Origin of the sequence: Pseudomonas citronellolis (genome assembly GCF_029335315.1) — a bacterium.
Taxonomy (GTDB): Bacteria; Pseudomonadota; Gammaproteobacteria; order Pseudomonadales; family Pseudomonadaceae; genus Pseudomonas; species Pseudomonas citronellolis_A.
Genome location: NZ_JARJLT010000264.1, coordinates 1 through 9,915, shown reverse-complemented (window position 1 = coordinate 9,915; position 9,915 = coordinate 1). Strand labels below are relative to the sequence as shown.

Genomic DNA, 9,915 nt, shown 5'->3' with positions numbered 1-9,915 from the left:
GGCGGCGAGGGGCAGTGGTCGGCGAGGAGGAAATTGGCGCCGGGGCCTTCGCCGGCCAGGGTCGGCAGCTCGGCCTCGTCCTTCAGGTTCACCCCGGAGAGCTGGCGGCGGCAGGCTTCGCGCATCAGGTACAGCAGGCGGTGGGCGGCCACGCCGTAGCTCAGGCCTTCCAGGCGCACGTTGGAGATGCAGTTGCGGTAGGCGTCGTTCAGGCCGACCTTCGGCGCCCAGGTGAAGTACAGGCCGAGGCTGTCCGGCGAGCTGAGGCCGGGGCGTTCGCCGATGAGGATGACCACCATCCGCGCCTTCAGCAGCTCGCCCACTTCGTCGGCCACCGCGACCCGGCCCTGTTGCACCAGCGTCACCGGCGACAGGCTCCAGCCTTCGGCCTGTACCTGCTCCTCCAGGCGTTCGAGGAAGGGCAGGGCGTGACGCTGCACGGCCAGCGCGGAGAGGCCGTCGGCCACCACCACGGCGAGGTCGTAGCCCTGCGGGTTGCTTGCGGCGTGCTGGCGCAGCAGCGCGGCCGAGTCCTCGTGCAGGCGGCGGCCGAGGTCCGGGCGCTGCAGGTAGGCGTGGCGGTCGGCGGCGGCGCTGTGCAGCAGCAGGCTTTCGCGGCCGCGTTCGGCCAGGGCAGCGCTCAGGCCCGCGTGGTCGAAGGGCAGGTGCACGGCGTCGCGGGCCTGCGCGTGGGCGAACTGGAAGTCCAGCTGCGCGCGGGTCGGCAGGCTGGTGCCGGCGCGGCCCAGGGCGATCCGCGCCGGAGTCAGGCGACGCAGTTCCTGCCAGGGGTTGGGGGTGGCGGTGGACTTCTCTTCACTCATCCGCGTGTCCTCAGCTCAGTTGCGCCAGGGCCGGGCGGAACGCCGGCGGCAGTTGCTCGGCCAGGCGCACCCGGCCGTCGCGCTGTTGCAGGATGTGCATGCGCTCCAGCCACGCCTCGAACTCCGGCGCCGGGCGCAGGCCGAGGCTCTGGCGGGCGTAGAGGGCGTCGTGGAAGGAGGTGGTCTGGTAGTTGAGCATCACGTCGTCGGAGCCGGGGATGCCCATGATGAAGTTGATCCCGGCCACGCCCAGCAGGGTCAGGAGCATGTCCATGTCGTCCTGGTCGGCTTCGGCGTGGTTGGTGTAGCAGATGTCGCAGCCCATGGGCACGCCCAGGAGCTTGCCGCAGAAGTGGTCTTCCAGGCCGGCGCGGATGATCTGCTTGCCGTTGTACAGGTATTCCGGGCCGATGAAGCCGACCACGGTGTTCACCAGGAACGGCTTGAAGTGCCGGGCCACGGCGTAGGCGCGGGTTTCGCAGGTCTGCTGGTCGACGCCGTGGTGGGCGTTGGCGGACAGCGCGCTGCCCTGGCCGGTCTCGAAGTACATGAGGTTGTCGCCCAGGCTGCCGCGTTTCAGCGACAGCCCCGCCTCGTAGCCTTCCCTGAGGATCGCCAGGTTGACGCCGAAGCTGGCGTTGGCCGCCTCGGTGCCGGCGATGGACTGGAACACCAGGTCCAGCGGCGCGCCGCGGTTGATCGCCTCGATGGAGCTGGTGACGTGGGTGAGCACGCAGGACTGGGTGGGAATCTCGTAGCGCTGGATGATCGCGTCGAGCATCTCCAGCAGGGTGCAGATGGATTGCAGGCTGTCGGTGGCCGGGTTGATCCCGAGCATGGCGTCGCCGTTGCCGTAGAGCAGGCCGTCGAGGACGCTGGCGGCGATCCCGGCGGGATCGTCGGTGGGGTGGTTCGGCTGCAGCCGGGTGGACAGCCGCCCGCGCAGCCCCTGGGTATTGCGGAAGCGGGTGACCACGCGGATTTTCTGCGCCACCAGCACCAGGTCCTGCACGCGCATGAGCTTCGACACCGCCGCCGCCATTTCCGGCGTCAGGCCCGGCGCCAGGGCGCGCAGGCTGGCCTCGTCGGCGGCGTCGCCGAGCAGCCAGTCGCGGAAGTCACCCACCGTCAGGTGGCTGACCGGGGCGAAGGCGGCGCGGTCGTGGCCGTCGATGATCAGCCGGGTGACCTCGTCGGTTTCGTAGGGCACCAGCGCCTCGTCGAGGAAGCGCTTGAGCGGCACCTCGGCCAGGGCCATCTGCGCTGCCACGCGCTCGGCGTCGCTGGCTGCGGCGATGCCGGCCAGGCAGTCGCCGGAGCGCGCCGGGCTGGCCTTGGCCATGAGTTCCTTGAGGCTGTCGAAGCGCCAGGTCTGGCCAGCGACGCTGTGGGCGTATCCGGGCATGCGAACTCCTTGCTACTCGAAGCGCCGGGCCTCGCGACCCGGCGCGGGTGGATCAGCCTTCGCTGGCGAAGCTGGCCGGCACGCCACGGCGGGCGGCGATCACCAGGTTGCAGCAGATGAAACCGGCGAGCATCAGCACCAGGAATACCACGGCGATGACCTGGTTGTACCACAGCATGGCAGCCAGGCAGACCACCGCCAGGCCCAGGGCGATGCCCGGCACCAGCGGGTAGCCGGGGGCGCGGAAGCTGCGCTCCAGGTCCGGCTCGCGGCGGCGCAGGCGGAACAGGCTGAGCATGCTCATGATGTACATGACGATGGCGCCGAACACGCTCATGGTGATCATCGCGGCGGTCAGGGTCATGCCCTGCAGGCTGATCAGGTTGTCGCTGAAGATCGCCGCGATGCCCACCACGCCGCCGGCGAGGATCGCCCGGTGCGGGGTCTGGAAGCGCGACAGCTTCGCAAGGCTTGCAGGCAGGAAACCGGCGCGGGCGAGGGCGAAGAACTGCCGCGAGTAGCCGAGGATGATGCCGTGGAAGCTGGCCACCAGGCCGAACAGGCCGATCCACACCAGCATGTGCATCCAGGTCGAGTTGTTGCCGACCACGGCTTTCATTGCCTGCGGCAGCGGGTCGTTGATGTTCGACAGGGTGCGCCAGTCACCGACGCCGCCGGCGAAGATCATCACGCCGATGGCCAGGGTCACCAGGGTCAGGATGCCGGCGATGTAGGCGCGCGGGATGGTGCGTTTCGGGTCCTTGGCTTCCTCGGCGGCCATGGCCGCGCCCTCGATGGCGAGGAAGAACCAGATGGCGAAGGGGATCGCCGCGAACATGCCGCCGATGGCCGCGCCGCTGAACTCGCTGGAGCCGGCCCAGCCGTTGAGCACGAAGTTGCTGAAGCTGAAACCCGGCGCCACCACGCCCATGAACACCAGCAGCTCGGCCACCGCGAGCACGGTGACCACCAGCTCGAAGGTGGCGGCGATGCTCACGCCGAGGATGTTCAGGGTCATGAAGATGAAGTAGGCGCCGGTGGCCGCCCATTTCGGGTCGAGCGCCGGGAACTGCACGTTGAGGTAGGCGCCGATGGCCATGGCGATGGCCGGCGGGGCGAAGACGAACTCGATCAGGGTGGCGATGCCGGCGATGGTCGCGCCGGTCTTGCCGAAGGCCCGCAGGCTGTAGGCGAAGGGCCCGCCGGCGTGGGGGATGGCGGTGGTCAGCTCGGTGTAGCTGAAGATGAAGCAGGTGTACATCAGCGCCACCATCAGGGTGGTCACCAGGAAGCCCAGGGTGCCGGCGGTGCCCCAGCCATAGCTCCAGCCGAAGTATTCGCCGGAAATCACCAGGCCCACGGCGAGGCCCCAGAGGTGCAAGGTTCCCAGCGTCGGTTTTAGTTGTGATGCGCTCATTGCGGACTCCTCTGCCCCTCGGGGCGTGGACGGGTTGCCAGGCTTCGATGGTAGCCACGCGAGGCCGCCGAGACTTGACCCTGGAGCCCGGCGTGCGGGCTTTGCGGTCAAGTTGCAACAGGGTGTTACCCATCGCCCCAGGATGGGCCGGGGCTGCACGCAAATGTTGCGCGGCCGCGCGTAGAAAACGCACTGGGCCGCGCCCGGCGCGGCTTGCGGGGCGGGGCATGGGATTTGCTTCGTTTTTATCGGATAAGCGATCAATAACGAGCGTGCCCCATGACCCCGTCCCTGTTCTCCGCCGCCCTCGCGCCCTCGGCCAGCAACCGTGGCGTGCTGTCCGCCGCCGCCAGCGGCCTGGACGGCTTCATCACCGCCCAGGGCGGCGACATCGACCGGGTCTTCGGCCGCGCCGGTATCGACCCCGAACAGTTGCGCCACCCGACCCTGAGCCTGGCCCTGACCAACTACTGCCAGGTGTTGGAGGAGGCGGCGCGGCAGTCCGGCTGCGACAACTTCGGCCTGCGCTACGGCCAGCAGTTCCAGCCCCGCGCCCTCGGCCTGCTGGGCTACGTCGGGCTGTGCTCGGAAACCCTGGAAGACGCCCTGCGCAACTTCGCCCAGGCCTTCCCCTATCACCAGCACAGCACCCTGATCCGCCTGGTGGATTGCGGCGAGTGCCTGCGCTTCGACTACCAGGTGCAGCACGGCGCCATCCTCGACCGCCGGCAGGACGCCGAGCTGACCATGGGCATGGCGCTGAACCTGCTGCGCCACGTCCTCGGCGAGCAGTGGACGCCGCGCGCGGTGGGCTTCGAGCACGCGCGCCCGGCGGACTGGCAGGAGCACGCGCAGGTGTTCGGCGCGCCGGTGCATTTCCAGCGCGGCTGCAACTCGCTGCTGGTGCCCAAGAGCGACGTGCGCGGGCGGCTGATGCCCGAGCGCGACGCCAACCTGCTGTTCCTGGTGCAGGACGTGATCCGCCGCCTGGGCGAGCAGGGCAACGCCCCGGACCTGCTGGAGGACGCCGGCACCCAGATCCGCCTGGCGCTGAGCGAGGGCGAGCCGGTACTGGAACTGATCGCCGAACGCCTGGAACTGACCACCGCCGGCCTGCAACGGCGCCTGCGCGACGCCGGCCTGAGCTTCAGCCAATTGGTGGAAAATACCCGCCGCGAACTGGCGTTGCATTACCTGCGCCAGCGCCAGCGGCCGATCTCCGAGTTGGCGCCGCTGCTCGGCTACTCGGAAACCAGCGCCTTCTCCCGCGCCTTCCGCCGCTGGTTCGGGGTGAGCCCGCGGCAGTGGCGCAGCGACGAGGGCTGAACCGCGCTCGGGGTGAAGGTTTAGCCTGCGTCCGTATTGGTCGATAGGCGGATCGAGCAGATCAGCGCCGCAGCGAACAGGATGAAAATCGTTCCGCCCAGCCGGTTCAACAGGGTGAACCACTGGCTGCCGGCGAGCTTCTTCGTGGCTGCTTCCGCCGCGATGGCGTAGCCGCAGTGAATCAGGAACACCAGCACACAGAAGGTCGTCGCCAGCAGAGTGAACTGGCCGATGAAGGGCGCGTCCTCCTCGAGAAACTGCGGGAACAGGGCCATGAAAAAGATGATCGGCTTCGGGTTGAGCAGCGAGACCAGGGCGCCCTGGCCGAACAGTTTCAGTACGCCGGGATGAGCGCTGTCAGGCGCGAGATTCGCGCTGTCCAGTTTCGGTCCGGTTCGGATCAGCTTGATGCCGAGATGGATCAGGTACAGGGCGCCGGCCAGACGCACGGCGTTCATCATCACCAGCGAACTGGACACCAGGATGCCCACGCTGGTCGCCGCTACCAGGGCAACTGCGCCCATGCCGAGGGTTACGCCGAGAATGCCGGGAAGCGCCTGTCGAAAGCTGTAGGCCAGGGTATTGCTCAGGGTGAGTAGCACTCCGGGGCCCGGGCTGGCGATGGTCAACGCGGAAATGGCGATATACAGAAGATACGGGCTCATGTTTCACCTGAAGTTGCAAAGGTAGCGGCCGCGCCGCTACCTGCATCCTTGCTGTCGTCAGCCTTTATGTTTCAGGGCGCGATAGGGCTGGTTTGCAAAGCGCTCGCTTTCCACCAATAGATCGCCGTCGTTTTCCGCGACTTGCAGGTGGAATCGCGTCGGTCCCGCGTAGTTGAAGTGATCGCGGGGAATTTCGAGGGCATGGGCGCGCTTCTTGTCATAGCGGCTGGTTTCGCAGAAGAAGCGCATGACGAAAGCCGCGCGCCTTTCCAGCGGGCCGCTGTTCAACATGATGCTCCGGTGTATGACGTTCTTGTCGAATATCAGTGCGTCGCCAACTTCGAACCTGTCTTCTACCGAGAAGTGGCCCAGCAGGTCTTTCATGACGCCATCATTGAGCGGTCCGTCGCGGAGTTGGACAAAATACTCCGTGGTTGTTTCTTCGCCTGCCTGTATCCGCGCGGACAGCAGATCGAATATGGCGGGGTCGACATGGCTGTACATGAAGTTTCCAGAAACCATGTTTTTCGGCACATAGGCCATTCCTCCCCGTTGACCCTGCGGGTCGATCTCGACCAGGGGCGCCCAGATGGTGCAGCCGTAGTCTTCCGCTCGATGATAGCCAAAGCTTTGAGTGCCTATGTGCCAGGGAAAACCCTTGTTCAGGTTGCGCTCCAGTTCGAATGACAGAGCCTGGGCGAAGAACATGTTTCTGTTGGTCAGCTGTCGCATGACCTTCTTGAAGTTATGGTTCTGAATGGCGCTCGATATAACCGGGTCGTCTTCATACATATCGAACGCCAGTCGACTGAAACCGCTCTGGTACTTGTCGGTGGGTGTATCGATGCGGTCATCGATGGTTGCCTGCAGGTAGGATATGAACTCGCTCTTGTAGAAGTTCTTGAGAAGAAGGAAACCTTTGTTGGTGAAGTCTTCGGCTTGATCTTTGGTGACGAAGAAATCTGGGTTGATCATCGGTTATTCCTTTCAGGTCGATAATTTGCACGGATGGCCTGCGCTTGAAACGCTTCGAATACCGGCGCTGTCAGAGTGCTATTGGTTCTATTGATTTTCTCCGGATGTTTGAAAGCGCCGTTTTTTGCCGGGGCAAAACAACCCTGCATCGCCAAGTTGATTTGAACAAGAGGGTGGGTTGTCAGGCGTGGAGGCGCGGAAGTAGGAAAATATCCGTTAGTGATTTGCGGATAAGTTTTTGGGGATGGTGGATTTTTTTCGTGGGGGATCCGACCGGGCAGGAGGGCTGAACGTCCATCGGGATCAAGGCGATGACGGGCTTGAAATATGCTGTAACCGTCACCCGGCGGGCGTTCCGGCGGCGCCAGTGGCTAGCCGGTGATTGACTTGACCATGCAAGGCCCCGGCTGTGGCGGGGCGATTTGCGCGGGGCTGAAATGCAGAAACCAGGGCAGGGCCCTGGTTTCTGGTGTGGCACGTTGCAATCTATCGTCCGAGGTATTTTTCAGTCTCTGATGATGGATGCATCGTTCAGTGCATGTGGCGTTTCCTGAGTGGCGCTTACCTGCTTGCCTGTCAGAAGAAGCCCAGCGGGTTGATGTCGTAGCTCACCAGCAGGTTCTTGGTCTGTTGGTAGTGGTCGAGCATCATCTTGTGGGTCTCGCGACCCACTCCGGATTTCTTGTAGCCGCCGAAGGCGGCGTGCGCCGGGTACAGGTGGTAGCAGTTGGTCCAGACGCGGCCGGCCTTGATGCCTCGACCCATGCGGTAGGCGCGGTTGATGTCGCGGGTCCACACGCCAGCGCCCAGGCCGTACTCGGTGTCGTTGGCGATGGCCAGGGCCTCGGCTTCATCCTTGAAGGTGGTGACGCCCACCACCGGGCCGAAGATTTCCTCCTGGAACACGCGCATCTTGTTGCTGCCCTTGAGCAGGGTCGGCTGGATGTAATAGCCGGTGGACAGGCTGCCTTCGAGTTTCTCCACCTGGCCGCCGGCCAGCAGCTCGGCGCCTTCCTTCTGGGCGATGTCGAGGTAGGAGAGGATCTTGTCGAACTGCTGCTGCGAGGCCTGGGCGCCGACCATGGTGTCGGTGTCCAGCGGGTCGCCGCGCTTGATCGCCTTGACCTTCTTCATCACCACTTCCATGAACTGCGGGTAGATGGATTCCTGCACCAGCGCGCGCGACGGGCAGGTGCACACCTCGCCCTGGTTGAAGAAGGCCAGCACCAGGCCCTCGGCGGCCTTCTCGATGAAGGTCGGCTCGGCCTGCATGATGTCTTCGAAGTAGATGTTCGGGCTCTTGCCGCCCAGCTCCACGGTGCTCGGGATGATGTTCTTCGCCGCGCATTCGAGAATGTGCGAGCCCACCGGGGTGGAGCCGGTGAAGGCGATCTTGGCGATGCGCTTGCTGGTGGCCAGCGCCTCGCCGGCCTCCTTGCCGAAGCCCTGCACCACGTTGAGCACGCCCGGCGGCAGCAGGTCGCCGATGACTTCCATCAGCACGCAGATGCCCAGTGGCGTCTGTTCGGCCGGCTTGAGCACCACGCAGTTGCCGGCGGCCAGGGCCGGGGCGAGTTTCCAGGCGGCCATCAGCAGCGGGAAGTTCCACGGGATGATCTGCCCGACCACGCCCAGCGGTTCGTGGATGTGGTAGGCCACGGTGGTGTCGTTGATTTCGGCGGCGGCGCCTTCCTGGGCGCGGATGCAGCCGGCGAAGTAACGGAAGTGGTCGGCGGCCAGCGGGATGTCGGCGTTGAGGGTTTCGCGCACCGGCTTGCCGTTGTCCCAGGTCTCGGTCACGGCCAGCAGTTCCAGGTTCTGTTCGATGCGGTCGGCGATCTTCAGCAGGATCAGCGAGCGTTCCTGCACCGAGGTGCGGCCCCAGGCGTCGGCGGCCGCGTGGGCGGCGTCGAGGGCCTTGTCGATGTCGGCGGCGTCGGAGCGGGGGAATTCGGCGATCGGCTGGCCGTTCACCGGCGAGGTGTTGACGAAGTACTGGCCGTTGACCGGAGGAACGAACTCGCCACCGATGTAGTTGCCATAGCGGGACTTGAAGGAAACGACAGCGCCTTGGCTACCGGGTTGGGCGTAACGCATGGTTGATCTCCTGGCTCTTGTGCTTGTTGGGGAGGACGCGTTGTGGTCTGACAAGCGTAGAGCAAGGGCCGGGCCATGCCAGGGCGAGCCGCGCCGTTGCTGGGCCGGCGGTCGGTTGATGGCGTCGCGCCGACAGGCGGTGTGGCAGCGCCGGGACAGTGCCGGGTGACACTTTGTACCGCTTCCGGAACAGTCGCTGACCGCCAGGTCACGCGGCCATTGCATTGCTCCGCGGCCTGGACGATGCTGCGGGAACGGTCGCCCCGGGACTGCCTGCCGTCCCTTCCGTGGAGAACCACAACAATGAGTGCGAACGCCATGAGTCGCCACGCCCGCCAGGTCATGACTGTGGCCCGCGGGCAGCAACCCGCCAGCGGTCCCGCGGCCGATCCGTCGATCGCCCGCTCCTGGCTGCGTTGCCTGGAGGAACACCATCTCGACCCGGCGCAGACCCTGCCGCCGACGGTGCTGGAGCACGCGCGCATGCTCGAGCGTCGCGAGGGCCTGCAGCAGGTGCTGGAGATCGCCAGCGGCGAGATGACCAGCCTGCACCAGCAGCTCGCCGGCGCCGGCCAGGCGGTGCTGCTCACCGACGCGCGCGGGGTGATCCTCAACCGCGTCTGCGCCGAGGCCGAGCGTGGCGCCTTCGAGCAGGCCGGGTTGTGGCTCGGCGCCGACTGGAGCGAGGCCCGCGAGGGCACCAACGGTATCGGCACCTGCCTGATCGAACGCCAGGCGTTGACCATCCACCGCGACGAACACTTCCGCAGCCTGCACACCGGGCTGACCTGCTCGGCCAGCCCGGTGTTCGACCCCCACGGCGAACTGCTGGCGGTGCTCGACGTGTCCTCGGCGCGCAGTGACCTGTCGCGGCAGAGCCAGTTCCACACCATGGCCCTGGTCAATCTCTCGGCGAAGCTGATCGAGGGCTGCTATTTCCTGCGCCGCTACGAGGGCCAGTGGCTGCTGCGCTTCCACTTGCAGGCGGAGTACGTCGGGCTGTTCAGCGAGGGCCTGCTGGCCTTCGACGGCGCCGGGCGCATCCTCGCTGCCAACCAGGGCGCGCTGAATTTGCTCGACCGCCCGCGCGACGGCTTGCTCGGACGCTCGGTGGAAGAGTGCTTCGAGGTGCGCCTGGACGACCTGCTCGGCCGCGCCAGCGACCAGGGCGGCCTCAGCTGGCCGCTGCGCAGCCACGCCGGGCGC

Annotated in this window: 8 protein-coding genes; 2 read left to right on the top strand and 6 right to left on the bottom strand. The window is 66.1% G+C overall.

Annotated elements, in window-relative coordinates:
• From eutC to eat, 3 genes are all read right to left on the bottom strand, one after another.
• Positions 1-824 (bottom strand): ethanolamine ammonia-lyase subunit EutC (gene eutC / locus P3W75_RS19575; protein ID WP_276228966.1); only part of this gene is annotated, 824 nt, incomplete at its 3' end.
• A 10-nt stretch (positions 825-834) separates the two neighbouring features.
• On the bottom strand, positions 835-2,229 hold the full coding sequence (locus P3W75_RS19570) for an ethanolamine ammonia-lyase subunit EutB (protein ID WP_276228965.1): 1,395 nt from the start codon (positions 2,227-2,229) through the stop codon (positions 835-837).
• Between the two features lie 52 nt (positions 2,230-2,281).
• Positions 2,282-3,646, bottom strand: a complete 1,365-nt coding sequence (gene eat, locus P3W75_RS19565; protein WP_276228964.1) for an ethanolamine permease — start codon at positions 3,644-3,646, stop codon at positions 2,282-2,284.
• Positions 3,647-3,925: 279 nt separating this feature from the next.
• Here eat and qhpR point away from each other — a divergent pair, with 279 nt between their 5' ends.
• Positions 3,926-4,972 (top strand): AraC-like transcriptional regulator QhpR, encoded by a 1,047-nt coding sequence (gene qhpR, locus P3W75_RS19560; RefSeq protein ID WP_276228963.1) that lies wholly within the window; start codon positions 3,926-3,928, stop codon positions 4,970-4,972.
• Between the two features lie 20 nt (positions 4,973-4,992).
• On the opposite strand, the gene P3W75_RS19555 is transcribed toward qhpR, so the two are convergent.
• The 3 genes from P3W75_RS19555 to exaC all read right to left on the bottom strand — a co-directional run bounded on the left by P3W75_RS19555 (position 4,993) and on the right by exaC (position 8,709).
• Entirely contained in the window at positions 4,993-5,637 is a 645-nt protein-coding gene (locus tag P3W75_RS19555; protein ID WP_276228962.1) for a LysE family translocator, read from the bottom strand.
• Positions 5,638-5,694: 57 nt separating this feature from the next.
• Positions 5,695-6,612 (bottom strand): hypothetical protein, encoded by a 918-nt coding sequence (locus tag P3W75_RS19550; protein WP_276228961.1) that lies wholly within the window; start codon positions 6,610-6,612, stop codon positions 5,695-5,697.
• Positions 6,613-7,188: 576 nt separating this feature from the next.
• The gene (gene exaC, locus P3W75_RS19545; protein WP_276228960.1) at positions 7,189-8,709 is read right to left on the bottom strand and encodes an acetaldehyde dehydrogenase ExaC; all 1,521 of its coding nucleotides are present in this window, start codon (positions 8,707-8,709) and stop codon (positions 7,189-7,191) included.
• A gap of 303 nt (positions 8,710-9,012) precedes the next feature.
• Between exaC and P3W75_RS19540 the strand changes: the two genes are divergently transcribed.
• A partial coding sequence (locus tag P3W75_RS19540; RefSeq protein WP_276228959.1) for a sigma-54-dependent Fis family transcriptional regulator occupies positions 9,013-9,915 on the top strand: 903 nt, incomplete at its 3' end.

Coding starts and splice junctions, on each gene's coding strand:
- P3W75_RS19550 (WP_276228961.1), bottom strand. CDS start 6,612: ATGATCAACCCAGATTTCTTCGTCACCAAAGATCAAGCCGAAGACTTC.
- P3W75_RS19570 (WP_276228965.1), bottom strand. CDS start 2,229: ATGCCCGGATACGCCCACAGCGTCGCTGGCCAGACCTGGCGCTTCGAC.
- qhpR (WP_276228963.1), top strand. CDS start 3,926: ATGACCCCGTCCCTGTTCTCCGCCGCCCTCGCGCCCTCGGCCAGCAAC.
- eat (WP_276228964.1), bottom strand. CDS start 3,646: ATGAGCGCATCACAACTAAAACCGACGCTGGGAACCTTGCACCTCTGG.
- P3W75_RS19555 (WP_276228962.1), bottom strand. CDS start 5,637: ATGAGCCCGTATCTTCTGTATATCGCCATTTCCGCGTTGACCATCGCC.
- exaC (WP_276228960.1), bottom strand. CDS start 8,709: ATGCGTTACGCCCAACCCGGTAGCCAAGGCGCTGTCGTTTCCTTCAAG.